General features: G+C 70.2%; 24 protein-coding genes. 19 read left to right on the plus strand and 5 right to left on the minus strand.

All coding sequences use genetic code 11. From position 1 onward, the window contains the following. The first annotated feature begins 274 nt into the window (after positions 1–274). The 7 genes from E1295_RS25130 to E1295_RS25160 all read left to right on the plus strand — a co-directional run bounded on the left by E1295_RS25130 (position 275) and on the right by E1295_RS25160 (position 8,074). Positions 275–994, plus strand: coding sequence for an IclR family transcriptional regulator (locus tag E1295_RS25130; protein ID WP_166427401.1), 720 nt, complete (start codon positions 275–277; stop codon positions 992–994). Beyond that, positions 991–2,295: an aspartate aminotransferase family protein gene (locus tag E1295_RS25135; RefSeq protein ID WP_132633273.1), complete on the plus strand. Its 1,305-nt coding sequence runs from the start codon at positions 991–993 to the stop codon at positions 2,293–2,295. Before E1295_RS25130 ends, E1295_RS25135 begins: the two co-directional genes overlap by 4 nt. Beyond that, positions 2,292–3,344, plus strand: a complete 1,053-nt coding sequence (locus E1295_RS25140) for an ABC transporter ATP-binding protein (RefSeq protein ID WP_166427402.1) — start codon at positions 2,292–2,294, stop codon at positions 3,342–3,344. Before E1295_RS25135 ends, E1295_RS25140 begins: the two co-directional genes overlap by 4 nt. Before the next feature lie 13 nt (positions 3,345–3,357). Further along, positions 3,358–4,464 (plus strand): ABC transporter substrate-binding protein, encoded by a 1,107-nt coding sequence (locus E1295_RS25145; RefSeq protein ID WP_132633275.1) that lies wholly within the window; start codon positions 3,358–3,360, stop codon positions 4,462–4,464. 13 nt (positions 4,465–4,477) lie between these two features. Then, positions 4,478–6,184: an ABC transporter permease subunit gene (locus tag E1295_RS25150; RefSeq protein WP_132633277.1), complete on the plus strand. Its 1,707-nt coding sequence runs from the start codon at positions 4,478–4,480 to the stop codon at positions 6,182–6,184. Beyond that, a complete protein-coding gene (locus E1295_RS25155) occupies positions 6,181–7,113 on the plus strand; it encodes a succinylglutamate desuccinylase/aspartoacylase family protein (RefSeq protein ID WP_132633279.1) in 933 nt (310 codons plus the stop codon). Before E1295_RS25150 ends, E1295_RS25155 begins: the two co-directional genes overlap by 4 nt. Positions 7,114–7,216: 103 nt before the next feature. Continuing rightward, complete coding sequence (locus tag E1295_RS25160) at positions 7,217–8,074, plus strand: SPFH domain-containing protein (RefSeq protein WP_246080330.1); 858 nt, start codon at positions 7,217–7,219, stop codon at positions 8,072–8,074. Between the two features lie 13 nt (positions 8,075–8,087). Here the strand turns inward: E1295_RS25160 and E1295_RS25165 are convergent, their stop codons facing one another. Both E1295_RS25165 and E1295_RS25170 read right to left on the minus strand, forming a co-directional pair. Beyond that, positions 8,088–8,771: a C39 family peptidase gene (locus E1295_RS25165; protein WP_166427403.1), complete on the minus strand. Its 684-nt coding sequence runs from the start codon at positions 8,769–8,771 to the stop codon at positions 8,088–8,090. Positions 8,772–8,871: 100 nt separating this feature from the next. Beyond that, positions 8,872–9,102: a hypothetical protein gene (locus tag E1295_RS25170; RefSeq protein ID WP_132331190.1), complete on the minus strand. Its 231-nt coding sequence runs from the start codon at positions 9,100–9,102 to the stop codon at positions 8,872–8,874. Positions 9,103–9,259: 157 nt separating this feature from the next. On the opposite strand from E1295_RS25170, the gene E1295_RS25175 reads away from it, so the two are divergent. Beyond that, positions 9,260–9,649 (plus strand): NAD(P)H-dependent oxidoreductase, encoded by a 390-nt coding sequence (locus E1295_RS25175; RefSeq protein WP_281284769.1) that lies wholly within the window; start codon positions 9,260–9,262, stop codon positions 9,647–9,649. On the opposite strand, the gene E1295_RS25180 is transcribed toward E1295_RS25175, so the two are convergent. The 3 genes from E1295_RS25180 to E1295_RS25190 all read right to left on the minus strand — a co-directional run bounded on the left by E1295_RS25180 (position 9,604) and on the right by E1295_RS25190 (position 14,391). Further along, positions 9,604–10,971: a glycosyl hydrolase family 28-related protein gene (locus tag E1295_RS25180; RefSeq protein ID WP_132633287.1), complete on the minus strand. Its 1,368-nt coding sequence runs from the start codon at positions 10,969–10,971 to the stop codon at positions 9,604–9,606. The genes E1295_RS25175 and E1295_RS25180 overlap by 46 nt on opposite strands. A 383-nt stretch (positions 10,972–11,354) precedes the next feature. Continuing rightward, complete coding sequence (locus E1295_RS25185) at positions 11,355–12,251, minus strand: sugar phosphate isomerase/epimerase family protein (protein WP_132633289.1); 897 nt, start codon at positions 12,249–12,251, stop codon at positions 11,355–11,357. Positions 12,252–12,261: 10 nt separating this feature from the next. Beyond that, on the minus strand, positions 12,262–14,391 hold the full coding sequence (locus E1295_RS25190) for a PQQ-dependent sugar dehydrogenase (protein ID WP_132633291.1): 2,130 nt from the start codon (positions 14,389–14,391) through the stop codon (positions 12,262–12,264). Between the two features lie 371 nt (positions 14,392–14,762). On the opposite strand from E1295_RS25190, the gene E1295_RS25195 reads away from it, so the two are divergent. The 11 genes from E1295_RS25195 to E1295_RS25245 all read left to right on the plus strand — a co-directional run. Continuing rightward, the gene (locus tag E1295_RS25195; RefSeq protein ID WP_220448880.1) at positions 14,763–14,915 is read left to right on the plus strand and encodes a DUF6282 family protein; all 153 of its coding nucleotides are present in this window, start codon (positions 14,763–14,765) and stop codon (positions 14,913–14,915) included. Between the two features lie 241 nt (positions 14,916–15,156). Continuing rightward, the gene (locus tag E1295_RS25200) at positions 15,157–15,915 is read left to right on the plus strand and encodes an NAD(P)-dependent oxidoreductase (protein ID WP_132633311.1); all 759 of its coding nucleotides are present in this window, start codon (positions 15,157–15,159) and stop codon (positions 15,913–15,915) included. Positions 15,916–15,953: 38 nt separating this feature from the next. After that, a complete protein-coding gene (locus tag E1295_RS25205; protein WP_132633293.1) occupies positions 15,954–16,670 on the plus strand; it encodes a PIG-L deacetylase family protein in 717 nt (238 codons plus the stop codon). Then, the gene (locus E1295_RS25210) at positions 16,667–17,305 is read left to right on the plus strand and encodes an RraA family protein (RefSeq protein ID WP_132633295.1); all 639 of its coding nucleotides are present in this window, start codon (positions 16,667–16,669) and stop codon (positions 17,303–17,305) included. Before E1295_RS25205 ends, E1295_RS25210 begins: the two co-directional genes overlap by 4 nt. Continuing rightward, entirely contained in the window at positions 17,302–18,381 is a 1,080-nt protein-coding gene (locus E1295_RS25215) for an ABC transporter ATP-binding protein (protein WP_132633297.1), read from the plus strand. Before E1295_RS25210 ends, E1295_RS25215 begins: the two co-directional genes overlap by 4 nt. Beyond that, positions 18,381–20,135 carry an ABC transporter permease gene (locus tag E1295_RS25220; protein WP_132633299.1) on the plus strand — a complete coding sequence of 585 codons (1,755 nt, stop codon included), beginning with the start codon at positions 18,381–18,383 and terminating at the stop codon, positions 20,133–20,135. The genes E1295_RS25215 and E1295_RS25220 overlap by 1 nt, the downstream gene beginning before the upstream one ends. A gap of 23 nt (positions 20,136–20,158) precedes the next feature. Further along, positions 20,159–21,256 carry an ABC transporter substrate-binding protein gene (locus tag E1295_RS25225; RefSeq protein ID WP_132633301.1) on the plus strand — a complete coding sequence of 366 codons (1,098 nt, stop codon included), beginning with the start codon at positions 20,159–20,161 and terminating at the stop codon, positions 21,254–21,256. A gap of 88 nt (positions 21,257–21,344) precedes the next feature. Further along, on the plus strand, positions 21,345–21,986 hold the full coding sequence (locus tag E1295_RS25230; protein ID WP_132633303.1) for a GntR family transcriptional regulator: 642 nt from the start codon (positions 21,345–21,347) through the stop codon (positions 21,984–21,986). Positions 21,987–22,009: 23 nt separating this feature from the next. After that, positions 22,010–23,032 (plus strand): 4-oxalomesaconate tautomerase, encoded by a 1,023-nt coding sequence (locus E1295_RS25235; protein WP_246080331.1) that lies wholly within the window; start codon positions 22,010–22,012, stop codon positions 23,030–23,032. Then, the gene (locus E1295_RS25240; RefSeq protein ID WP_132633307.1) at positions 23,029–24,192 is read left to right on the plus strand and encodes an MFS transporter; all 1,164 of its coding nucleotides are present in this window, start codon (positions 23,029–23,031) and stop codon (positions 24,190–24,192) included. Before E1295_RS25235 ends, E1295_RS25240 begins: the two co-directional genes overlap by 4 nt. 67 nt (positions 24,193–24,259) lie before the next feature. Further along, positions 24,260–25,151 (plus strand): serine/threonine-protein kinase (locus E1295_RS25245; RefSeq protein WP_132633309.1); only part of this gene is annotated, 892 nt, incomplete at its 3' end.

Here is a 25,151-nt window from a genome sequence, read left to right on the forward strand (position 1 = left end):
TTTCCTTACTGCCAGGCCTGATCTGTAAGGCCTTCCGGTCACCATGTTCGCCCCCTCCGCCACGGTTGGCCGCGCCGGGGTCGTCCCCACGCCAGGGGTTTCGTTCCGTCCAGATTCAAGGGACGATACGGGAGGAACCGGGCAAAACGGTCGAGCAACGGTTTTCGGCCTGCTATTGACGTCCGTATAGGGACGTTCCTAAGTTGGCCTCCCAATGAACGCAAAGACAGTTCCACTGAGTGGAAGCGAATCCCGTACCAGCTACCTCGCCCGGTTGCTCGACGTCCTGGACGTCGCGGTCACCCACGACCGCGCCCCCCTGCAACTGGGCGAGATCGCCGCGGCGGCGGGCGTTCCGCCCTCGACCGCGTCGCGGCTGGTCGCGCTGCTCGTCGAGCGCGGGTTCCTGGTGCAGCTGGACCGGTCCGGCTACGCCGCCGGGCCGAGGCTGCTGCACCTGTCCGTGCGGACGCTCGACCAGATGCACGCCGCCGACCGGCTGAAGGCCTCCGTCGAGGCCCTGGCCGAGCAGACCGGCGAGAGCGCGAGCGCCGGCCTGCTGGTGGGTGACGAGATCGTGCTGGTGGCGCGGAAGGAGCCCGCGCACTCGCTGCGGGCCGTGGCGCGCGTCGGTGACGTGCTCAACCCGCACACCTCCGCGATGGGCAAGGCCGTGCTGGCGATGTTGCCCGCGCGGAGGCGGCTGGAGGTGCTGCGCACCGCCGTCGGCGACCACGCCGAGGAGGCGCTGCGCGAGGCGGAGGCCGAGCTCGCCACCGCCCGCACGGAGGGATTCGCCGTCGATGAGGAGAGCTACGCGGTCGGCCTGCGCTGTCGCGCCGCCGCGATCCTCGACCGGTCGGGGCAGGCGGTGGGCGGCATCTCGATCGCCGGGCCCGCCGCGCGCTTCACGCGCGAGAACGCCAACGCGTGCGTGCCCGCGCTGCTGGCCGAGGTCGAACGGCTCTCCCTGGAGATCAGGAGTAACAAGTGAGCACGTCGCAGAGCCTGTACGAGCGCGCGAGCCGGTACGTCCCCGGCGGGGTGCATTCCAACACCCGCTTCCAGGCGCCGCACCCCGTCTACTTCCAGCGCGCCGAGGGCGCGTACCTGTGGGATGTCGAGGGTGAGCGGTACCTCGACTGCACTATGGGCAACGCCTCGGTGATGCTCGGCCACGCCCACCCCGGCGTGGACGCGGCCGTCGCCGACGCGGTGAGCCGCGGGCTGACCACCGGCGTGGAGACCGAGGCCGCGGTGACCGCGGTGGAGACGCTGGCCGGCATGATCCCGGACTTCGGCCGGGTCAGGTTCGCCAACACCGGCACCGAGGCGCTGATGCACGCGCTCACGATCGCCCGCCACCACACCGGCCGGGAGCGGGTGGCCAAGGCCGAGGGCGCCTACCACGGCTGGTTCGACCCGCTGTGGGTGTCGACCTGGCCCGCCCCCGACCAGCTCGGGCCCGCCGACCGGCCGGCCGCGCCCCCCAGCTCCGCCGGTCTGTCGCGTTCGGCGCAGGGCACGGTGGTGCTGCCGTTCAACGACGCGGACGCGACCGAGCGGCTGCTGCGCGAGCACGCCTCCGACCTGGCCGCCGTGGTCGTCGAGCCCGTGCTCATCGACATCGGCTACATCCCGGCGACCGGCGACTACCTGCGCCTGCTCCGCGACCTCACCGCCGAGCTGGGGATCGTGCTCGTCTTCGACGAACTGCTCACCGGGTTCCGCCTGGCGCCCGGGGGCGCCCGCGAGGTCTACGGCATCACCCCCGACCTCACGACGTACGGCAAGGCCCTGTCCAACGGGTACCCGCTGGCCGCGGTCGAGGGCCGCGCGGACCTGATGGCCAGCACCGACCCGTCGAGCGGCGGCCCGGTCGGCTGGGTCGGCACCTACAACGGGCACGGCTCGGCGGTGGCCGCGGCGGCTGCGGCGCTGCCGCTGCTGGCCGACGGCTCGGCCCAGGCCCGGCTCGACCGGCTCGGCGGCCTGCTGCGCGACGGGTTCGCCGAACTGTCGCGCACGTACGGCGTCCCGGCCGTGGTCGCGGGCGGGGGCGGCCACTTCCAGCCGTACTTCCTGTCGGAGCCGGTCACCGGCTACCGCACGGCGATGGCCACCGACGCGGCCCGTTACGGGGTCCTGCACCGGGTCGCGCGCGAGCACCGCATCCTGCTGCCGGCCAAGCCGCTGCTGCACGCGGCGCTGTCCACCGCGCACACCGAGGACGACGTGGCGGCCCTGCTGAAGGCGGCCGAGGAGGCGTTCGCGGAAATGAGGAGCGCGACATGACCGGAGCGGCGACCGGCGGGCCCGATGCCGAACTCCGCGGCATCCGCAAGGTCTACGACAACGGCGCCAGGGGCGTCGAGCAGGTCGACTTCACCGTGGCCAAAGGGGAGTTCTTCTCCATGCTGGGCCCTTCGGGCTGCGGCAAGAGCACGACGTTGCGCATCCTCGCGGGGCTGGAGGAGCCCACCTCGGGCGAGGTGCTGATCAGGGGCGAGCCGATGCGGGGCCGTCCCGCGCACCGGCGTCCCACGAACATGGTCTTCCAGCGCCTGGCCCTGTTCCCGCACCTGACCGTGGCCGACAACATCGCCTTCGGGCCGAAGCTGCGGCGCAGGACGGCCAGGCAGGTGAGCGAGATCGTCGGCTCGATGCTGGACCTGGTGGACCTGGCCGGTTACGGCGCCCGCTACCCCGCCCAGCTGTCCGGCGGCCAGCAGCAGCGGGTGGCCATCGCCCGCGCGCTGGCCAACGAGCCGGCCGTGCTGCTGCTCGACGAGCCGCTCGGCGCGCTCGACCTGCGGCTGCGGGTGCAGATGCAGCAGGCGCTCAAACGGATCCAGCACGACTCGGGCACCACGTTCGTCTACGTCACGCACGACCAGGTGGAGGCGCTGACGATGTCGGACCGGATGGCGGTGATGAACGAGGGCCGCATCGAGCAGATCGGCCCGCCGGCGGAGCTCTACCGGTCGCCGGCCACGACGTTCACCGCCACCTTCCTGGGCGACACGAACCTGTACGAGGGCACGTACGACGGCGGCCTGCTGGAGGCGGAGGGCATCGGCGTCAAGGTCGCGCGTCCCGGCCGCGCGGTGTCCGTGCGGCCCGAGCACGTCGCCGTCGGCAAGGGCCTGACCTGCGCCAACCGCTATCACGGCCGCCTGGAGGACGTGATCTTCCAGGGCGCGAGCACGCGATACCACGTACGTCTGGCCTCCGGCGTACTGGTGATCTCCGAACGGCGCGAAGAAGCCGGATCCACCCTGACGGTCGGCGACGAGGTCGAGACCGGCTGGGACGTGGACGCCGGTGTCGTCCTCGACCACTGAGGGAGTTAGCTCGATGACGGGTATGTCCGATATTTCGCGACGCCGGTTTCTCGGCACCGCGGCCGGAGCGGCGGGCCTCGCCCTCGCCACGGCCTGCGGCAGCGTGTCCCCCCAATCCGCCGCGCCGTCCGCGTCGAAGGGCGGCAAGCTCACCCTGACCATGTTCGCCTTCCTCGGCGGCGACCTCGGCAAGATGCCCAAGGAGTTCGCCAAGGAGTACATGGCCTCCCACAAGAACGTCGAGCTCAAGATCTACGAGCAGTCGAACTCCGTCGGCTACACCAAGATGCTGGCCCAGAAGAAGGCCGCGCCCGACCGGCCGCTGGTCAACTTCGGCTTCTTCAACGCCCAGACCTCCGTCCAGGGCGCCGACGACAAGATGTTCACCAAGCTCGACTACTCGGCGATGAGCAACGCCGCCGACATCGACGAGCGCTTCCGCTACGACGACGGCATCGGGATCGGCATCGGCATCGACCAGCTCGGCCTGCTCTACAACAAGCAGGAGATCTCGCAGGCCCCCGGCTCGTGGGCCGACCTGTGGAACCACGCCCACCAGGGCAAGGTCGCGTTCTTCTCCTTCCCCTGGTACGCCGTCTACATGGCCGCCAAGCTCAACGGCGGCGGCCTGGAGAACATGGAGCCCGGCTGGGAGTTGTGGAAGCGCGAGGCCAAGCAGATCCGGCTGCTCGTCGAGTCGAACCCGCAGTATCTCAACGTGCTCAGCAACGGCACCGCGCCGCTGACCGCCTACTTCGCCGGCACCGGACAACAGTGGATCAACTCCGGCGCCCCGCTGACGTACGTCGTGCCCAAGGAGGGCGCGATCCCGCTGCCGGTCAACCTCCAGGCCGTCGCGGGCCAGTCGCAGAGCCAGCTCGAAGCCATCCACGACATCATCAACGAGATGCTCTCGCCCAAGTGGTGCGCCCGCTGGGCCGAGACCAGCGTCGAGGTGCCCGCCAACACCAAGGCCGAGCTGCCCGAGAACCTGGCCGGACTGCCCGCCTTCAGCAAGGCGACCAGCGACGGCTTCCAGCAGATCGACTACGGCATCGTGGGGCGCAACAACGCCGAGTGGCAGAAACGCTGGGAAACCGACGTCGCCTCGCGCATCTGAGAGGCCCGGCGACATGCGCAGACATCGCACGGCCTACCTGCTGGCGGCGCCCAGCGTCGTCCTGCTGGCCGGTGTGTTCGCAGGGGCCATGCTCACCCTGCTCGAATACAGCTTCCACCAGTACCTGCCCGACGGCACCGACATCGCGCACACCACCGTCACCTGGCAGACGTTCCTGACGGGCGGCTACCACTGGCAGATCGTCGGGGAGACCGTGGTGCTCGGCCTGATCACCACGGTCGCCGCCGCCGTCGTCGGCTATCCCACGGCCTACGCCCTGCACCGGGTGCGGCAGTCGCGCTGGCGTTACGTCGGGCTGTTCATCATCTTCGCGCCGCTGCTGACCAGCGTCGTGTCCCGCACCTACGGCTGGGAGCTGATCCTGGGCGACAGCGGGGTGCTCAACAGCCTGCTCGAACCGGTCGGGCTCGGCCCGGTCGAGCTGCTCTACGAGCGCTCCTCCGTGGTGATCGCGCTGGTGCACATCCTGCTGCCGTTCATGGTGTTCCCGATCATCCAGTCGCTCGGGCAGCTCGACCCGGCGTTCGGGGAGGCGGCCGGCGACCTCGGCGCGGGCGCGTTCCTGCGCTTCGTCAAGGTCACGCTGCCGCTGACCATGCCCGGCCTGATCGGCGGGGCGCAACTGGTGTTCGCCTTGTCGATCAGCTCGTTCGCCACGCCCAGCCTGCTCGGAGGCGGACGGGTCAACGTGCTGGCCACCGAGATCTACGACAACGTCAACAACGTCGACTGGCCGCTCGCGGCGGTCTCGTCGTACGCGCTGCTCGCGCTGGCCGTCGTCGCGCTGGGCGTCTTCGGCTGGCTGCAGCGGCGTACCGGGCGGGCCGAGCAGGGCGGGGTGACGGCGGCGGGCGCGGCCTCCTCCGGGGCGCGCGGCTGGAGCGTGTGGCTCGTGGCGGTCTACGTGTACGTGCTGCTGCCGCTGGTCATCATCGTGATCAACTCGTTCTCGTCCGTCTCGTACGGCACGTGGCCGCCGCCGGGCCTGTCGGTCAAGTGGTACGCCAACCTCTTCGAGCAGGAAGGATTGGGCGCGGCGACGCTGCTGAGCCTGGAGGTGGCGATCGCGGCCACCGTCCTCGCCATGGTCATCGGCACGGCCGTCGCGGTGGCGCTGGTCCGGCACCGCATGCCGGGGCGCGGGGCGTTGCAGTCGTTCGTGCTCTCGCCCACCGTCGTGCCCAAGGTGGCCTTCGGCTTCGCCGGGTTCATCTACCTGCACCGGCTGGGCCTGTTCGGCGGCGTCGTCGGGCTGGTCGTGACGCACACCGTGATCGTGCTGCCGTTCGTCGTCATCGTGGTGACGGCGGCGCTGATGCGGGCCGACGCCACCCTCGACGCGGCGGCCAAGGACCTGGGCGCGGCGCCGCTGCGGGCCTTCCGGCTGGCCACGCTGCCGCAGATCAGACCCGCGCTGATCGCGGCCGCGCTGTTCGCGTTCGTGGTGAGCTTCGACGAGGTCGACATGACGGTCTTCCTGCTCTCGCCCGACCAGAACACGCTGCCGGTCTGGATGTTCATCTACATGCAGAAATTTCAGGACCCGACGCTGGCCGCGCTCTCCACCCTGCTCATCGTCGCCGCCCTCGCCATCGCCGCGACCGTCGCCGTGCTGCTGGCCCGCTCCGGCGTCTTCTCCTCCCTGACCCCCTCCCCTGAAGAACCCGTTGAGAAAGTGAAGGAAGGAACCTCCGCATGACCGTCGAACGGATCCCGGTGACCACCCTGGCCAGTGGCCACCGCCTGGAGCTGACCGTGCACACCCTGCGAGGCGCCTCCGAGGGCCCCCGCATGGTGATGTTCGGCGGCATCCACGGCGACGAGCCGATGGGATCGGAGACGGTCCGCCGCCTCCTGGACGCCATCGACCCCGCCGAGCTCAGCGGCACCGTCGTCGCTGTGCCCGTGGCCAACCCGTACGCGCACCAGGCGCTGACCCGCAACACGCCGCTCGACGGCGTCAACCTCAACCGCATCTTCCCCGGCGACCGGGGCGGCAGCGTCACCGAGCAACTGGCCGCCGTGCTCTCGGAGATCCTGGACGGCGCCGACTATTTCATCGACTTCCACTCGGGCGGCAACTTCGCCACCGTCGAGTACGCCTACCTCCACGACGCCGGCGCCGAGATGTCGCGGGCGTACGGCACGTCCGTGCTCTACCGCGGCCACCCCTATATCGGCTCGGCCACCGGCTGGGCGCTGGAGAAGGGCGTACGCTGCATGGTCAGCGAGCTCGGCGGCGGCGGCCAGCGCATCGAGCACTACCTGAAGCGGGGCGTCGACGGCACGCTGAACGTCCTGCGCACCATCGGCATGCTGCCGGGCGACCCGGTGGCGCCGCCGGAGGACCAGGTGGTCGTCGACACGCTGACCACGCTCAGGCCCACCGTCGGCGGCACCGTGCTGTCGGACTTCGGCGCGGCGCGGCTGGGCGAGCGGGTGCCCAAGGGCACGGTGCTGGCCACGGTCGTCAGCCCGTACACGTCGGAGGAGCTCGAAGTGATCAGGGCGCCGTACGAGCCGAGCATCCTGGTCCTCGGCCGTGAGCACCTCACCAACGTCGCCCCCGGCGACTACGGCTTCATGGTCGCCGACGGGGCCACCGCCAAGCCGGCCGACGCCGGCTGACCGGTGTCCGGGGAGGGCGCCGATGCGTGGACGGATGTCGAAGCGTCACACAGCGTCGTCGTGATGCGTACTACCGTGATCGTGCATGAGGTACACGACCGTCATGACATCCTTAATCGCCGCTTTTCTGGTCACCGGGTGCTCGATCACCACTCCCGAGCCCGACCAGAAGGGCATCGTCTACGACGCCGGCGTCTTCTCCGACACCACGTTCCAGAACTGCGTCGACCCGGGCGTGCGCGACGTGTCAGGACCGGGTGACCAGGGCTACGTCTATCCGGCCGGCCAGCGCACGTTCGAGTTCGCCGCCGACCCCAACGATCCGCAAGGGGAGAAGACGAAGCCGGGGGCCGAGGCCGGGCCGCTGACGATGTGGACGAAGGACCCGCTGGAGATGCGGGTCTCCGGCGTCGTCACGTTCTCGCTCACCAGCGACTGCAAGACGTTGCGGCAGTTCCACGAGCAGATCGGGCTGAAGTACGAGGCCGACACCGACGAGGGCTGGGACAAACTGCTCAGCGTCTACATCGGCCAGCCGCTCGACCGGGCCCTGGACGCGGCCAGCAAGGAGTTCGCCTGGCGCGAGCTGACGTACCGCGATCCGCAGGCCAAGCAGCAGTGGGAGGCGAAGGTCGCCGACTACATGGTGCAGTTCCTGCGCGAGCAGGGCGGCACGGCGTTCTTCGAGAAGTTCTCGGTCACGCTGCAGCAGCCGCAGCCGCCGCTGAAGGTGCGCGAGGCGATGGCCGCGGTCCAGCAGGCGCAGGAGGAGAACACGGCGCAGAAGGCCAAGAACGAGAAGGCGCGTACGGAGCTGGAGGCCATCAAGGACCTGAAGAACGTGCTCGGCCCGCAGGGCGCGGTCATGTGGCAGGCCGTCAAGGACGGGCGCATCCAGATCATCGTCTCCGACAGCGGTCAGATCAACGTCACGCCGAACCAGCGACGGCAGGGCGACTGACCTGTCGCCGCGCCTACCGGGGGAGGAGCGGCTTGGACAGGGTGTAGACGCCGCCCAGCCCGCTGTCGGGCCGATCGTTGACGACGGCGGCCAGGGCCTTGGCCGAGATCACGTGGGATCCGAGCGCGCCCTTGGCCACGTTCGGGTCCCAGACGGTGATCGTGCCCTTCGCCCTGTCGTAGCCGTAGGCCACGATCGCGTGACCGTAGGTCCTGCTCGCCTTGCTCCACGGCAGCTTGTTGCCGAGCACCGCGAGGATCGTGGGCTTCTTGAGCACGCCCACCGCGTGCGAGACCCGGAGCATCAGCGCGGCGGGTCTGTTCCTGGCGTAGGTCAGCCGGAACGTGTAGCCCTTCGGCTTGAGGTGCCGGTTGAGCACGGACAGGGTGTTCTGCCGTTTGGTGGCGCCCGCCTTCGGGTCGGTCTTCATCTCCTTGGCGAGCTGGTCCTGGCTGCGCTTGACGCCGAACATCCGCAGGACGATCGAGCTGGACGCGGGTGCGCAGTAGTAGCCGGTCTTCTGCGCCTGCCCCTTGATCTTCACCGAGCCCTTGAACAGCGGCAACCCGGTGAGCCGGGCGCTGACCGGCGGCTGGGCCGCGGTCCGCGCGGCGGCGGGGGAGGCGCCCGCGGACAGGCCGGTGGCCATGACCGCCGTGGTCAGAAGGGTGCCGAGGGCGAGCTTGGCAGGGGCCACGTGGTGCCTCTCCGTGCACGAGGGGTTACGGAAGTGACCAAGATACCGAATCCGGCGATTGTCCGTGACCATGAAGGCCGGGCCGCGTCCGGCCGGGGCCTCAGAGCTTGAAGAGCTTGGGGTACGGCGCGACGATGCGACGGGTCACGGCGCCGAAGTCGACCAGGACGGCGACGCCCTCCTCGACCCCGATGACCGACCCGAGGCCGTAGGTGTCGTGGCTGACCTTGTCCTGGAGGACGAAGCTTTCGAGCGGAGGAAGGGCGACTTCGGGGACGTTGAACGGGCTCCCGGGAAGGCGTCGCCGAGGTGCGGATCGGTGAGACGTCATTAATGCAGTATGCGCCCTTTTGGCGGGTATATCTCGATCTTTGCCATAAAAATAGGTGTTAGTGCAGGTGAGCGACGGGCGGAGGGCCAGGGCCCGCGCGGGAGTCGCTGGAGGCGCAGGGCTACGCGGTCGAGATCATCGACCTGTACGCCAGAGGGTGGCAGCCGTACGCAAGGGGTGGATCGATCGCGTCTTAGTCATGGGCGCGGTGTTCGGCGGCGAACTCGGCATCTTCGATGAGGCGGCGCTGACCGGACGGCGCGCCGTGGTGCTGGCCACCACGGGCGGCGCGCCGTCCTCGTTCACCCCCGACGGTGCCTTCGGGCACATCGACGCGTTCCTGTTCCACGTCCACCGCGGGATGCTGGAGTTCGTCGGCTACGACGTCCTCGAACCGGTCATCACCTACGGCCCGGCCCACCTGGACGACCCCGCCCGGGCGGAAACGCTCGACGCCGTACGCCACGCCTTCGCCGGCATCGACGGCCGGTCGCGGTCAGGTCAGCCGGCCGTGTCGTCCGTGGCCCAGGAGTCCCGGAACGCATAGCGGGCCGGCGCGCTCGCGTAGCGCAGGAAGGCGGAGCCGGAGGCGCTGCTCACCGCGGTGTTCGTGTGGTAGAAGCGGCATCCCTCGTAGATCATCTTGCCGTGGGACAGCGAGGTGCCCGCGGCGTCGACGAGGTGGTAGCCGCCGAGCGTGCAGTCCTGGTACCGGACGGTCGGGAGCCGGCCGGACGTGGCCGCGTACCGGTGCAGGTTGTAGTCCGCGGCGTTCGACCGCTGGATCGCGGCCATGTCGGAGCAGGAGGTGAACGTCACGCTGCCGTTGTTCCAGTTGCAGTCGATGATCTTGTGCTTCTCGCTCTTCGGCTCGAACCTGACGCCGTTGACGTTGAGCCTGGTCGCGCTCATCTCGCCGTTGGCCAGCGGCATGTAGAAGTAGCGGATGTCCTGTACGCCGAGTTGGGAGTCGTTGACCATCGACCACGAGCCGCCGTACACGTTGATCGAACCTCCCCTGTCGAACCTGAAGAAGTCGCCCTTCGCGACCGCGAAGTTGCAGGAGAGCATGAAGTAGTTGAGGAACTGGTTCTGCTGGTTGCGCGAGGCGGGTTCCGAGATCCCGCAGTGCAGGAAGGCGTCGTTGAAGGCCGACCTGGTGTCGGTGGAGCACAGGATGAAGTGGTGCTCGCTGTTGTTGTTGGCCTCGTGGTCGCCGTCCAGGCCGATGACCCGGTCCCACCTCCCCTTCCACTCGATGTTGCGATAAACGAAATACTGGTTCTGGCCGAACCCGTACTCGGGGTACTGCGACTTCCCGTCGGAGTCGAGGGCGTCGACCGACCAGAAATAGGCGAAGCGGTTGTGCTCGTTCTCCGAGCGGAAGCTCATGTCCTCGAAATACGTGTACCTCAGCCGCACCGCCGCCGTGATCAGGTTGTTCTCCCGCGGGTCGGAGGTGGCGGTGAAGTCGGTGTCGAAGAAGATGTTCGTCACCCGCGGGCCGCAGCCCCGGAAGCGTAAGCCGAAGACCTGGTCGGACTTGCCGTTCGTGGGCGACCACATCAGGGTGTCCTTCTTCGTCACCCGGTAGTTGCCCGGCGGGAAGAAGATGTCCTTCTTCACCACCCCGCCCGAGCGGCCGGCGATGGCGGCCGTCACCGCGGCCCGGATCGCGTCGGAGTCGTCCATCACCCCGTCGCCCTTGGCGCCGTGATCCTTGACGTCGACGGTGAAGACCGAGGGGTCGGTGTTGGCGGACGCGGGTTGTGCTCCCCAGGTCGCCAGGGCCCCCATGCCCGCCGCGACACCCAGGCCCAGCGCTCGCCTGCTCATCACGTTGTCTTCCGGCCCGTCGTTCATCGGCATGTGAAGTCCACTCCTCTTTCGGTCGCGTACGCGGGACGCGCGGGATCGCGGGTCCCGGACAGGGCTGCCTGGGGGCGGGGCTCAGGCCGCAGGTGAGTAAACGTTTTCGGACACGCTGCGTAACCTCGCCCTCTTGTCGCCATCATGGCTCCGCCCTGGAACACCGGCGCCGTCCGTCGCGTCGGCGGCGCCGGTCGCGATCACCGTACAGGGCTCAGAATGAGCAAAACAGCCCCTGGCGCTGCACCGAAGGCTTCTCGTCGAAGTGGACCGTTCGAATACGGAAGAGGCATGCCCTCTCGGCGATGACGGTCACCGAGAGGGCATGTCCGATCCACGTGGAGTGCCCGATCGTCACATTGGGTGATCGACCTGAGAATGGTTCAGAAGCGCACCTTCCTGAGGTAGCGGTAGCCGACCTCCGCCGTACGCCGGGGCGTCACGTCCGGGGTGTCGTTCTCCACGATGTACTCGATCACCCGGTGCTTGTCGAAGATGCGCCGGAAGTCGATCGTCCCGGTGCCGAGGTCGGCCATGTCGCCGTCGAGATGCCGGTCCTTGACGTGGAACTGCAGCACCCGCTGGGGCGCGCGGCGGATCACGTCGAGCGTGAAACGCACCGGATCGCGCTCACCGCGCCCGACGCCGCCGGTGACCGCCCAGTAGAGGTCGATCTCCAGGTGGACCAGGCGCGGATCGAGTTCGGAGGTGAGCACGTCCCAGGGCGTCCTGCCGCCCCCGAGGTCGGTGGTGAACTCGTGGGCGTGGTTGTGGTAGCCGTAGCGCAGCCCCGCCTTGCGGGCGGCGGCGGCCTCCACGTTCATGCGCTCGGCCCAGGCCTTCCACTGGTCCTCGCTGTCGGAGTTCAGGTAGGGCACGACCATGAACGACTGGCCGAGCGTCAGGGCGTTCTCGATCTTGGTGTCGAGCGCGGCGTCGTCCGGACTGATGTTGTCGTGGCTGGAGGTGGAGCGGATGCCGAGCCCGTCGAGGAACGCGCGCAGCTGCGCGGCAGTACGCCCGAAATAGCCGAGCGCCAGCTCGACCTTGGGATAGCCGACCTCGGCCAGGTAGGTGAGGGTGGCGTCGTAGTCCTGGGCGAGGTCGTCGCGCACCGTGTAGAGCTGCATGCTGATCTGGCCCGGCGGAATGCGGTGCTTGCGGTGGTGGTGGGGCGGCGTGGCGGCGGCGGGCGACGCGGCGCCGGCGATGGCCGCCGTCCCGAGCCCGAGTCCCGCCGCGAGCAGCGAGCGCCTGCTGGGGCCGTAGCCGTAGCACATGGGGGATCTCCTATCGCGTGGGTTGGAGCACGACCCTGTCGGTGCCGGTCAGCGGGGGCAGGTCGCCGCCCGGGTCGGTGTAGGTGGCGACGAAGACGCCGGTCAGCTCGTCGGTCTCCGGATCGTGCCCGCTCGGCTCGGTCGTCTGGATGGAGCCGGTGCAGCCGCGGGCCGTCGTCTGCGGATGACCGTGGTCGTCGTGGCCGAGGATGTAGTCCACGGTCACGTCGGCGCAGTCGACCTCCTGGTCGTCGGTGACCCGCACCTCGAACTCGACCACGTCGCCGAACGCGAACGGGTCCCCGTCCACGGGCGTGACCAGCTCCACGACCGGCGTGGCGTTGCCGATGACGATCCGCACCGACGTCGCCGCCGACCTGCCGTGCCGGTCGGTGACCTTCAGCGTGGCCTGGTACAGGCCGTTGTCCTCGTACGTGAACGACGCCTCGGGGCGGCGGGAGTCGACCCGGCCGTCGGCGTCGAAGTCCCAGGCATAGGTGAGCCGGTCGCCGTCGGCGTCGGTGGTGCCGTCGGCGGTGAAGGAGACCGCGAGCGGCGCGTGGCCGGCCGTCACCGACGCCGTGGCCGCGGGGACGGGCGTGTGGTTGCCGGTGTTGCCGATGTAGTCGTAGCGCGCCAGCTGGGCGTCCTCGTTCTCCTGGAAGTAGCCGTCGCCGTACTCGAGCACGTACAGGGCGCCGTCGGGGCCGAACTCCATGTCCATCGGGTTGTCGAAGACGAGCGAGGGCAGCACGTCCTCGATGCGCCCGTCACGGTGGAACGCCTTCACGTAGTCGCGGGTCCACTCGTAGAACAGCGGGACGCCGTCGTAGTACTTCGGCCAGCCCACCGCCGTGCGGCCGCGCGTGTCACGCGGGTCGTAGTCGTGGGCCGGGCCCGCCATCGGGCCGATGCCGCCCGTGCCGAGCTGCGGGAACTCCGCCGACTGCCCGTACGAGTACCACACCTGCGGTTGAGTGACCGGCGGGAGCTCGCGCCTGCCGGTGTTGTGCGGCGACTCGTTGACGGGCGCGGCGCAGTCGAACGCCGCGCCGGACGCGCCGGTCGCGAAGTCGTGGTCGACGTACGGGAGCCGCGCCGTCGCGCAGTACGGCCAGCCGTAGTTGCCGGCTCTGCGGATCGTCGTCCACTTGCCCGTGCCCGCCGGGCCGCGCTGGGGGTCGGCCTGCCGCGCGTCGGGGGAATAGTCGCCCACGTACAGGTCGCCGGTGGACCGGTCGAGCTCGATCCTGAACGGGTTGCGCAGGCCCATCGCGTAGATCTCCGGGCGGGTACGCGGCGTGCCGGGCCTGAAGAGGTTGCCGCGCGGGATCGAGTAGGACCCGTCCGCGCGTACCTTGATGCGCAGGATCTTGCCCCGCAGGTCGTTGGTGTTGCCGGAGCTGCGCTGGGCGTCGAAGGCCGGGTTGCGGTCGGGCCGTTCGTCGATCGGGGTGAAGCCGTCGGAGGAGAACGGGTTGGTGTCGTCGCCGGTCGACAGGTAGAGGTTGCCCTGGGCGTCGAACACGATGTCGCCGCCCACGTGGCAGCAGATGCCGCGGTCCACCGGCACGTCGAGGACGCGCTGCTCGGTGCGCAGGTCGATCGTGTCGCCGGTGAGGCGGAAGCGCGACAACCGGATCAGCCCCTTGAAGGGCGCGAAGTCGTCCGGAGTGCCGGTGAGCGGGGCGTCGCCCTCGTTGACGTCCGGGGTGGCCGGGTCGTCGACGGGGGTGTCGAGCGGCGGGGAGTAGTAGAGGTAGACCCAGTCGTCCTTCTTCGACCCCTGGCCGAAGCCCGGACTGAGGGCGATGCTCTGCAGCCCCTCCTCGTCGTGCTGGTAGACGTCGAGCCGCGCGGCCAGGGTGTTGAGGCCGGTCTTCGGGTCGTGCAGCCAGACCTCACCCCTCCTGGTGGTGTGCAGCACCCGCGAGTCGGGTAACACGGCCAGGTCAATGGGTTCGCCCGGATGGTCGTTCAGCGTCACCTTCTGGAACTGGTCGTCGGACGGCGGGGCCGCGCCTCCGGACGTCCCAGAGACCGGCCCTGTGACGGTGACGGTCGCGGCGGCGTTCGTGGCGGCGGCCGGCAGGAGGAGCGCCGCGGCAACGATGGCCGCCATCACGGTTCTCGTTCTCATCAGATCCTCCTGGGGGAGTCGTCGCCTTGGGGCGACGTGGGAATCGGGACGGGGAGACCTGTACGGCACGGAGGAGTCACGCCTCTCCCTTCGGTCTGCTCAGGGGGGTAAGAGAGGGCGAAGCACCGTGAATGTAACCCGAGTTTCTTCGATGCAGGAGGGCCTAATCACGGATCGTCGTCCGTCTTTCGCCTGTGATCGCACTAAGTGCTCCCCACGACTTCTGAACCGGCCGGGAGCCGTGTCACGACCGTGCGAGGACGATGGCGGAGCCGCACCCCCTCGCGGTAGTGGCCGCGCCGACTCCTTGACGGCTGTCGTACAGATTGTTAACAATCGCGGCGGCATCGGGTCGACAGTAAGAGGCGGTTGTGGCCGACCACCCGACACCATCCCGCCGGGCCCGCGAGATCGTCGCCGGCGCGTACGACATCCACATCCATGTGGCGCCCGACGTCATGCCGCGGCGCATCGACGACCTGACCCTCGCCTTACGATTCGCCGAGGTGGGGCTGGCCGGCTAGTTACTGAAATCCCATGGCGGTAGGCAACTCCCGATGGCTGGACCTCAGGCTGGCCGGGCCCTGAGGTCCGCTTCACGACGCCAGGGTCCGGACGCGCCGGGCCCTGGCCGGCGGCATGCCCACCGGAGAAGTCCGGAAATCGATCGGTCATGAGACCGAAATAGGCTTGACATTGGCAATCAGATTGTCAACAATTCTGGCTACGGTTTCATCAACAGGATGGTCGGGAGCCGGCGTGACAATGATCGCGATGTTGGGGCTGGGCGAGGCCGGCCGGATCTACGCACGTGACCTGCGTGCGGCCGGCTTCGGTGTACGGGGCTTCGACCCGTACGCGCAGGCCGGTGACGACGTGGAGCAGGTGCCCTCGGCCGGGCAGGCCGTCGACGGCGCCGACCTCGTCATCAGCCTCGTGGGCGCCAGAGCCGCGGAATCGGTCGCCCGGCAGGCTCTTCCTAGTTGTCCGAAACATGCTATCTACGCCGACCTCAACACCGGTTCTCCCGCACTGAAGCGCACACTGGCGGAGCTCGCCGCGGCCGAGGACGTCCGGTTCGCCGACGTCGCGGTGCTCGCGCCCGTGCCCCGCCAGGGCGCCCGCACCCCGCTGATGGCCAGCGGCACCGGCGCCGACACGTTCGCCGCCCTCGTGCGGCCCGCCGCCGTGCCCGTCGAGAGCATCCCCGGCGGCGCGGGCGCCGCCGCCGCCAGGAAGCTGCTGCGCAGCGTCTTCATGAAGGGCATGGCCGCGCTGATGCTGGAGTGCGAGACCGCCGCCGGCGCCGCGGGCGAGCGGGAGTGGCTGCGGGCGCAGATCGTGGCCGAGCTGTCCGGCGACGTCGACGGGCTGATCGACCGGCTGGTCGAGGGCAGCAAGGTGCACGCCGCCCGGCGGGTGCACGAGGTCGAGGACGCCGCGGGCTACCTCGCGGAGCTCGGCACCCCCTCCTGGGTCATGGGCGCATCCCGCGCCTGGCTCGCCTCCCTGCTGGACGAATGACCGCTCCCTCCCACCACGACGAAAGGGCCACCCAAGACATGACCGTACGAAGAATGCTGGTCGTCGGAGCGCACAGCGCGGACTTCGTCTGGCGCGCGGCGGGCGCCATCGCCAAGCACACCCTGGCCGGCGGCGAAGCCCGCGTGGTGACGCTCTCGTACGGCGAGCGCGGCGAGTCCGGCGAGTTGTGGAAGGAGCCCGGCCAGACGGTCGAGAACGTCAAGCGCGTCCGGCACGCCGAGGCCACCGAGGCCGCGCAGGCCGTGGGCGCGGGCTACGAGTGCTTCGACCTGGGCGACTACCCGCTGCGCGCGGGCGGCGAGGCCATCGACAGGCTCGCCGAGCTGATGCGTGACTACGCTCCCCACGTCGTCCTCACCCACCCGGAGAAGGACCCGTTCAACCCCGACCACCCCGTGGCCTACCAGGTCGTCTCGCAGGCCCGGCTGCTCACCTCCGGCGCGGTCGTCGAGGCCGGGTTCCGCACCGCGCCGCCGTCGGAGTTCCTGGTCTTCGAGCCGCACCAGCCGGACCTGTGCGGGTTCGTGCCGACGGTGTTCGTCGACATCACCGAGGTGTTCGAGGCGAAGGCCAAGGCCATGGACGCGATGAGCGCGCAGGCGTACCTGAAGCAGTACTACACCGAACGAGCCGGGCACCGGGCCAACCACGCCCGCAAGGTCACCGGCGACAAGGCGATCCGGCACGCAGAGGCGTTCCAGCGGATCGTCCCGAACGTGGTGGGGGCGCTGTGAGCGGGCGCGACGGCAGGTTCGACGAGCTGGCCCGCCTCGGCGTGGCCACCGTGTACGAGGCGGCCGGCCGTCAGGGCCTGGTCGACGAGGACTTCATCCAGCTGATCCCGGGCACCGCCGTCGCGGGACCCGCGCGGATCGCCGTGTGCGGCCCGGCCGACAACCGCGCCGTGCACGAGGCCGCCGCCCGCACCCGCCCCGGCGACGTCGTCGTGCTCACGATGGACAACCCGGTGCCCGTGGCCGTGGTCGGCGACCTGCTCGCCACCCAGTTCAAGGCCCAGGGAGCGGCGGGCCTGCTGATCAACGCCTCGGTGCGCGACGCGGACACGCTGCGCGAGCTCGGCCTGCCGATCTGGACCCGCTGGATCCGGGTGCGCGGCGCCGCCAAGGCCCACCGGGGCACGATCGACCGGCCGGCCGTCGTCGGCGGCACGCTGATCCGCCCGGGGGACGCCGTGCTCATGGACGGCGACGGCGCGGCCGTCGTCCCCGCCGATCGGATCGACGAGGTGGTGGCGGCCGGCCAGGCCCGCGAGGCGAAGGAGGCCAAGGCACGCGAGCAGTACCTCGCGGGCGGGCTCTCCTACGACCTGCACGGCTTCCGGGCGGCCGACGAGAAGGGCTCACCATGAAGGTCGACGTCCACGGGCTCACCCTGAAATACGGCGACGCGGTCGCGGTGTCCGACCTCGACCTGACGGTCGACGAGGGAGAGTCCCTGGTCCTCCTCGGCCAGTCGGGCTGCGGGAAGACCAGCACCATGCGCTGCATCGCGGGCCTGGAGACGCCGGCGTCGGCCGTCATCACCATCGGCGACCAGACGGTCTTCGACAGCGGCAAAGGCATCAACCGCGCGCCTAACAAGCGCAACGTCGGCATGGTGTTCCAGTCGTACGCCATCTGGCCGCACATGACCGTCTTCGACAACGTGGCCTTCCCGCTGAAGATGAAGGGCAGGAAGAAGGCGGAGACCGACCGGGCCGTGCACGAGACGCTCGAACTCGTCGGCCTCGACCACCTCGCCGACCGCGGGGCCAGCCTGCTGTCCGGCGGCCAGATGCAGCGGGTCGCCCTGGCCCGTAGCCTGGCCATGCAGCCGTCGGTGCTGCTGCTCGACGAGCCGCTGTCCAACCTGGACGCCCGGCTGCGCCACCGGCTCAGGATGGAACTGCGCGAGCTGCAGTTGCGGCTGCGGCTGACCTCGCTGTACGTCACCCACGACCAGGACGAGGCGCTGGCCCTGGCCGACCGGATCGCCCTCATGCAGGCGGGCCGCATCGTGCAGATCGGCGAGCCGCACGAGATCTACGCCAACCCGAGGAGCGCCGCCATCGCGGAGTTCCTCGGCGTCGACAACGTCATCCCCGTCACGCCTCAGGACACCACCTGCGTCGAGCTGGCCGCCACCGGGCAGAAGCTCAAGGTCGAGCCGTACGAGACGGCCGAGACCCTGCGGCTGTGCGTCCGGGCCGAGGATGTGCTGCTCGGCGCGGGCGGCCAGGAGGGCGTCAACACGCTGCCGGGGACGATCGTCAGCTTCGCGTTCCAGGGCTCCACCGTCGCCTACCGCGTCCGGGTCGGCGACGGGCTGGAACTGGACGCCGTGCAGCTCAAGTCCGCCGGACGGCCGTACGGCATGAACGACGCGGTCACCGTGTCGCTGCCGGCCGGCGCGATGCGGGTGCTGCCTGCGGAAGTGGCCGCGTGATGACGTCGCGGACCGCCGAGCAGCCCGTACGGAACCGGCCGCCCGAACTGCGGGGACGCGTCCGGCGCCTGCTGCGTGAGATCACGCTGCCCGGGGTGCTGTTCGCGGTGCTCGCCCTGCTGATCCTCGCGCCCGTGGCCCTGGTGGTGCTGTCGGCGTTCGCGTCGGACACCCCGCGGCCCGGCAACTTCGGCCTCACCGGGCTCACCTTCGACAACTTCGTCAACGTGACGAGCGCGGGCTCGGTGAAGGCGGCGCTCAACTCGCTCGCCGTCGGCGTCGGCGCCTCCGTGCTGGCGCTGCTCATCGGCGGTTTCCTGGCCTTCGTCACGGCGCGCACCAACGTGTACTGGCGCGGGTTCCTCTACCTGGTGGGCCTGCTGCCCATGTTGCTGCCGTCCTACGTGGGCGCGCTGGCCTGGTCGGTGCTGGGCAGCGAGAACGCCGGGCTGGCCAACATCACGCTGCGCGACCTCGGGCTGCCGCCGTTCGTCGACATCAACAACATCGCCGGGCTGATCGTGGTGCTCGCGCTCTACTACGCGCCCTACGCGTTCCTGCTCATCCACGGCGCGCTCAGCCTGATGAACCCCGACCTGGAGGAAGCCGCCAACGTGCACGGCGCGCCCTTCGGCCAGGTGCTGCGCCGGGTCACCCTGCCGCTGGTCACCCCGGCGTTCCTCGGCGCGGCCGTGCTGATCTTCGTGCTGACCATCGAGAACTTCCCCGTGTCGCAGATCATCGGCGGGGCCGCCGGCGTGGAGACGCTGCCCACCTACATCTACCGGCTGATGAACTCGACGCCGTCGCGCGGCAACGAGGCGGCCGCGGTGGCGATCGCCCTGGTGGTGGTCGTGCTGGTCGTCACCGCGCTGCAACGGCGCATGCTGGCCAGGCGCTCCTTCACCACCGTCTCCGGCAAGGGCATGAAGCCGCGCCGGATCGACCTCGGCGGCTGGCGGCTGCCCGCGCTGCTGGCCGGGCTCGGCTACTTCGTCCTGTCGACCGTCCTTCCTGTGCTCGCGCTGGCGTTCGTCGCGCTGCACGACTCGCCGTACATCGGCACGGTGCTCGGGGCGTTCGGCAAGCCGGACGCGTTCACCGTCGAGGCGTTCGCCGACGTGCTGGACTCCAGCATCGCGCAGCGGGCCACGGTCAACAGCGTCGTGGTGTCGGTCGCGGCGGCGCTGCTCGGCACCCTGCTGGCGTTCGCGGTGGCGTACGTGGTGCAGCGCACCAAGCTGCCGGGCCGCCAGTCGCTGGAGTACGTGTCCATGCTGCCGCTGGCGATCCCGGCGATCGTGCTCGGCCTGGGCCTGCTGTGGACGTGGCTGATCATGCCGATCCCGGTGTACGGGACGCTCGCCGTCATGGTGATCGCGTTCGTCGCGGCGCAGATGCCGCAGGGGTTCCGCGGCGTCGCCTCGTCGATCGGCCAGGTGGACCGCGATCTGGAGGACTCGGCCGTGATGCACGGCGCCTCCCGCACCCGGGCGATCGCCACCATCACGGCGCCGCTGCTGCGGGTGGGGCTCACCTCGACCTTCCTGCTGCTGCTGATGTTGTCGATGCGCGAGCTGACGGTGCCGTTGTTCCTCTTCACGTCGGACACGCGGTTGTTGTCCATCGTGATCTTCGACGACTTCGACAACGGGATCCTGCAGCGGGCGGCCGCCACGAGCCTGCTCTACTGCCTGGTGATCCTCGCCCTGTCCATCTTGTCCAGGCGTTTCGGCGCCAGCGAGCAGAGATAGCCCAACTCTCGTAGGGAGACATCATGAATGCTGGCCGTACGGGTCGCAGAGCCCTTGCGACAGCCGTCGCCGCGGTCCTCGCGCTGGCCGGATGCGGCGGTTCCGGCGGCGGCGCCGGCGAGGCCGCGAAGCTGGAGGTCGGCGGCGAGCTGATCGCCGACGAGCAGCTGTTCTCGGCCGCCAAGGAGGAAGGCTCCCTGGTCTTCTACACCGGCGGCAGCGAGCACTCGGAGAAGGCGGTCACCGACGCCTTCACGGAGGCGACCGGGATCGACGTGGAGATGATCCGGCTGGCCCCGAACAAGCTCGCCGAGCGCGTGCTCTCGGAGGTCGGCGCGAAGAAGCTCGGCGCCGACGTGATCCGCATCTCGGGGGAGGACATCATCGTCTCCCTTGCCAAGGCCGGAACGTTCCAGAAGGCCCCGCTGCAGAACGCGGTGAAGACGGCGGCGGGCGACGCGATCAAGGACGATGGGCTCTACTTCTCCAGCTTCGACCGGGTCTACTCGTTCGCGTACAACAACGCCGTCGTGCCCAAGGGGCAGGAGCCGAAGAACTGGGCCGACCTGCTGGACCCGAAGTGGCGGGGCAAGCTCGGGATCGTCCAGGTCGGCGCCGGCGGCAGCACCGCCGCGCTCACCAGGTTCCAGTTCGACGAGATCGGCGACGACTACCTGAAGAAGTACGCCGCCAACAAGCCGCGCATCTTCGACTCGTCCGCGGGGCAGACCGACGCGCTGACGCGCGGCGAGGTGTCGGTGTCGACGATGCCGGTGGCGACCGGGGTCGGCGCCATCGCCGAGGGGGCGCCGCTGACGATCGCCGTCCCCGAGGAGGGCGCGGCCGGCTACCCCTTCTACGTGGGCGTGGGCGCACAAGCTCCGTCGCCGAACGCCGCCAAGGTGTTCGCCGCCTGGCTGCTGTCCAAGGACGCCCAGAAGATCGCCGTACAGCAGGGCGACTATCCGGTGCGCACGGACGTCGGCGCCCCGCAGGTCGGTGACCAGACCTTCCCGGCTGCCGACTCCGGCTGGCTCTACCGGACGGACGCCGAGACTTCGCTCAAGCACGTCGAGGAGGACGCGAAGCGGTGGCGGCAGATCTTCGGCTACACCGGCTGACGAACCGGTGGCCATGCTCTGGCAGTCCCGGCGGGCCGTCCCGCCGGGCGAAGCGATCACGTGAGTCAGGATCGGGGACGTCCGACCAATGAACGTAGTGGACCGGATTCGTGAAGCCATCTTCGCGGGGGACCTGGCACCGAATCAGCGCCTCATCGAGGCGGATCTCTGCGCCCAGCTCGGCGCCTCCAGGTCGCACGTGCGCAACGCGCTCGCCGACCTGGTGAGCGAGGGCCTGGTGGAGCGGATCCCGAACCGGGGCGCGCGGGTCCGGGCGATCACCCTCGCGGAGGCCATCGAGTTCACCGAGGTCCGCATGGTCGTCGAGGGACTCTGCGCGGCCAAGGCGGCCGCCAGGGTCACCGACGGCCAGGCGGCCCAGCTGCGCTCCATCGGGGAGCGGATGCGGCAGTACGAGGCCTCCGGCGACCTCATCGAATACTCCAACTGCAACAAGGAGCTGCACGCGTTCATCAGGACGATCAGCGGCCAGTCGGCGGCCGGCGACATCATCGAGCGCATCCGCGGCAACCTGACGCGCTACCAGGTGCGGCTGGCCCTCCAGTCGGGCCGGGCGGCCGTGTCGCTGCCGCAGCACCTGGAGATCATCGAGGCCATCTGCGCCCGTGACGAGAGCCGGGCGGAGGAGGCCATGCGCGCTCACCTGCGCAGCGTCATCGAGGCACTGGAGAACACCCGGCCCGCAACGTCGAACGGAGACCCATGGTGACCGGGCGTACCGGAATCCCCTGCATGATCATGCGCGGGGGCACGTCGAAAGGGCTGTACTTCCTCGCGGACGACCTGCCGGACGACCGCGAGGAGCGCGACGAGCTGCTGCTGCGGATCATGGGGTCGCCGGACGACCGGCAGATCGACGGCCTGGGCGGCGCCCATCCGCTCACCAGCAAGGTGGCCGTGGTGTCCCCGCGGGACGACGGCTCGGTCGACTACCTGTTCCTCCAGGTCTTCGTCGACCAGGCGCTGGTGTCGGACCAGCAGAACTGCGGCAACATCCTCGCGGGGGTCGGGCCGTTCGCCATCGAGCGCGGCCTCGTCGCGGCTGGGCAGGACACCACGTCCGTACGCATCACCATGGCGAACACCGGCGGCGTCGTGGCCGCGACGGTCCGCACGCCCGGCGGCGAGGTCCGCTACGACGGCGACGTCGCGATCGCCGGGGTGCCGGGCACGGCCGCGCCCGTCGTGCTCGACTTCCAGGGCACGGCCGGCTCGACCTGCGGCTCGCTGCTGCCGACAGGACACGTCAGCGAGGTCATCGACGGCGTCACCGTCACCTGCGTGGACAACGGCATGCCGGTCGTGGTGATACCCGCGGCCCAGCTCGGCGTCACCGGCGCGGAGAGCCCCGCGGAACTGGAGAACGACGCGCCGCTGCGCCGCCGCCTGGAGGCGCTGCGCCTGGAGGCGGGCCGCCGCATGGGGCTGGGCGACGTCAGCGACACCACGGTGCCCAAGCTGACCATGGTGTCCCCGCCCCGGTCCGGCGGCGCGTGCGGCACCAGGACCTTCATCCCGCACCGGTGCCACACCTCGATCGGTGTGCTGGGCGCGGCGAGCGTGGCGGCGGCGCTGCGGCTGCCGGGCAGCGCGGTCGACGGCATCGCGGAGCTCTCCGACGGCCCGCGGGTACGGGTGGAGCACCCGACGGGCTACCTCGACGTCGAGGTGGAGCTCGACGGGCACGACGTCACCAGGACCGGAGTCGTACGCACCGCGCGCAAGCTCATCGACGGCACCGCCTATCCGCGATGACCGCGGGCCGGGTCTTCTGGCCCCTGCTCGTGGTCCACGCGATCCTGGTCCAGGTCATCAGCTACGGGCTGCGGCCGTCGTTGTCGTACGCGGTGATCGAGCTCGGGTACGGCTCGGTGTGGCTGGCCGTGCTCGCGGCCATGTTCGCCCTTCCCCCGCTGATCCTCGCCGTGGCCACGGGCCGGCTCGTCGACCGGGTGGGGGAGCGGCCCAGCATGGTGATCGGGGGAGCCGCGCTGACCGGCGCCTCGGCGATCGCCCTCGTCGCCTCCGACCACCTCGCGCTGCTCATCGCCGCCACCGCGCTGCTCGGCATCGGCATCATCTTCTCGATGGTCGCCGAGCAGTCGGCGGTGACGGGTCAGGCGCGGCGGCGCGGCATGGACACCGTCTTCGGCGTGTACACGTTCATCACGTCCCTGGGGCAGGGCGTGGGCCCGCTGCTGCTGCTGATGCCGCCGGCGCCCGGCGCCCTCTCGCCGCCGCTGGAGCCGATCGCCGCCGCGTGCGGGCTGGCGAGCCTGGTGACGCTGGCGGTCTCGTTCGGGTTCGGCAGCCATCACCGCGCCGCGCCGGCGCCCGTGTCCGAGGGCCGCTGGCCGGCGCGGCGGCTGCTCGCCATCCCCGGCATGTACCGGGCGCTGCTGGTCAGCGGGCTGATCCTGGCGTCGATCGACGTGACGCTCGCGTACCTGCCGGCTCTCGCGCACAGCAGGGGCATCGCCCCCGGCTGGGTGACCGCGATGCTGGCGGCCCGCTCGATCATGACGATGGCGTCGCGCATCAACCTGGGTTCGCTGGTGCGGCTGCTCGGCCGCAGGAAGCTCACGGTGGCGGCTTGCGCGGTGTCGGCGCTGGCGCTGTGCGGCCTGCCCCTTCCCGTGCCCGTCGCCGTCCTCATCGCGCTCACCGCCGTGTACGGCTTCGCCGCCGGTCTCGGCCAGCCGATGACGATGGTGTGGGTCACCCGGCTGACGCCGTCCGGCACCCAGGGCACGGTGTTGTCCCTGCGGATCGCGGGCAACCGGCTGGCTCAGACGCTGATCCCGGCGGTGTCCGGGGCCGCGGCCGCGGTGAGCGGGGTCTCAGGAGTGCTGCTGCTGACGGGGGCGACGCTGGGGGTCGCGGCGTGGTCGGCCACCGCGGTTCCCGACGACTGAGAAGTCCAGCCCAACCATACTGGTGAGTAAGGTTCTGTTGATCCCTGCGTAGGGACACAATTACCGCATGCCATCCTTCATGCCCCTGGTGCCCGGCGATCCCGAGCGTCTGAGCGGCCTTCCGCTGCTCGGCAGGTTGGGCGAAGGCGGACAAGGCATCGTCTACCTCGCCAGGACGCCCATGAACGCGTACGTGGCCATCAAATGGCTGCGGCCCGACCAGTCGGGCGACGAGGAGAACGCCGAACGGTTCCTGCGCGAGGCGCAGGTCGCCCAGCGGGTGGCGTCGTTCTGCACCGCCGACGTGCTGAGCACCGGCGTCGAGCACGGGCGGCCGTACATCATGAGCGAATACGTCGAGGGGCTCTCACTGGACCGCGTCGTCCGCGACGAGGGCCCGCGGGGCGGCCCGGCGCTCGACCGCCTGGCCATCAGCACGGCCACGGCGCTGGCCGCCATCCACGAGGGCCAGGTCGTGCACCGCGACTTCAAGCCGGGCAACGTCATCATGGCCTCCGACGGGCCCCGTGTGATCGACTTCGGCATCGCGCGCACGCTGGACCCGGTGCAGATGACGAGCAGCACGCAGATCGGCACGCCGGCGTACATGAGTCCGGAGCAGATCCTGGGCCGGCCGGTGGGGCCGGCGGCCGACATGTTCTCCTGGGCCGCCACGATGGTCTTCGCCTCCTGCGGGCGGGCGCCGTTCGGCGCCGACGGCACGCACACCGTGATGCAGCGCGTGCTGCACGAGCAGCCCGACCTCGGCGCGCTCGACGGGCTGCTGCGCGAGGTGGTCGAGCAGTGCCTGGCCAAGGACCCGCAGCGGCGGCCGACGGCCAAGAGCGTCATGATGCGGCTGCTGCGCAGGTCGGGGTCGGACGCCGGGCCCGGAGAGAAGGGCGGCGACGAGGGCGGCGGGCAGGTGGCGTCGACCGCCACCCCGCCCACCCCGCTGC

This window comes from Nonomuraea mesophila (assembly GCF_004352805.1).
Classification (GTDB): Bacteria; Actinomycetota; Actinomycetes; order Streptosporangiales; family Streptosporangiaceae; genus Nonomuraea; species Nonomuraea longispora.

What these genes read in the sequence shown, in the direction of transcription:
- E1295_RS25140 (WP_166427402.1), top strand. Translation starts at nt 2,292, where the DNA reads ATGACCGGAGCGGCGACCGGCGGGCCCGATGCCGAACTCCGCGGCATC.
- E1295_RS25145 (WP_132633275.1), top strand. Translation starts at nt 3,358, where the DNA reads ATGACGGGTATGTCCGATATTTCGCGACGCCGGTTTCTCGGCACCGCG.
- E1295_RS25150 (WP_132633277.1), top strand. Translation starts at nt 4,478, where the DNA reads ATGCGCAGACATCGCACGGCCTACCTGCTGGCGGCGCCCAGCGTCGTC.
- E1295_RS25155 (WP_132633279.1), top strand. Translation starts at nt 6,181, where the DNA reads ATGACCGTCGAACGGATCCCGGTGACCACCCTGGCCAGTGGCCACCGC.
- E1295_RS25160 (WP_246080330.1), top strand. Translation starts at nt 7,217, where the DNA reads ATGACATCCTTAATCGCCGCTTTTCTGGTCACCGGGTGCTCGATCACC.
- E1295_RS25170 (WP_132331190.1), bottom strand. Translation starts at nt 9,102, where the DNA reads ATGACGTCTCACCGATCCGCACCTCGGCGACGCCTTCCCGGGAGCCCG.
- E1295_RS25180 (WP_132633287.1), bottom strand. Translation starts at nt 10,971, where the DNA reads ATGCCGATGAACGACGGGCCGGAAGACAACGTGATGAGCAGGCGAGCG.
- E1295_RS25185 (WP_132633289.1), bottom strand. Translation starts at nt 12,251, where the DNA reads ATGTGCTACGGCTACGGCCCCAGCAGGCGCTCGCTGCTCGCGGCGGGA.
- E1295_RS25190 (WP_132633291.1), bottom strand. Translation starts at nt 14,391, where the DNA reads ATGAGAACGAGAACCGTGATGGCGGCCATCGTTGCCGCGGCGCTCCTC.
- E1295_RS25200 (WP_132633311.1), top strand. Translation starts at nt 15,157, where the DNA reads ATGATCGCGATGTTGGGGCTGGGCGAGGCCGGCCGGATCTACGCACGT.
- E1295_RS25205 (WP_132633293.1), top strand. Translation starts at nt 15,954, where the DNA reads ATGACCGTACGAAGAATGCTGGTCGTCGGAGCGCACAGCGCGGACTTC.
- E1295_RS25215 (WP_132633297.1), top strand. Translation starts at nt 17,302, where the DNA reads ATGAAGGTCGACGTCCACGGGCTCACCCTGAAATACGGCGACGCGGTC.
- E1295_RS25220 (WP_132633299.1), top strand. Translation starts at nt 18,381, where the DNA reads ATGACGTCGCGGACCGCCGAGCAGCCCGTACGGAACCGGCCGCCCGAA.
- E1295_RS25225 (WP_132633301.1), top strand. Translation starts at nt 20,159, where the DNA reads ATGAATGCTGGCCGTACGGGTCGCAGAGCCCTTGCGACAGCCGTCGCC.
- E1295_RS25230 (WP_132633303.1), top strand. Translation starts at nt 21,345, where the DNA reads ATGAACGTAGTGGACCGGATTCGTGAAGCCATCTTCGCGGGGGACCTG.
- E1295_RS25235 (WP_246080331.1), top strand. Translation starts at nt 22,010, where the DNA reads ATGATCATGCGCGGGGGCACGTCGAAAGGGCTGTACTTCCTCGCGGAC.
- E1295_RS25240 (WP_132633307.1), top strand. Translation starts at nt 23,029, where the DNA reads ATGACCGCGGGCCGGGTCTTCTGGCCCCTGCTCGTGGTCCACGCGATC.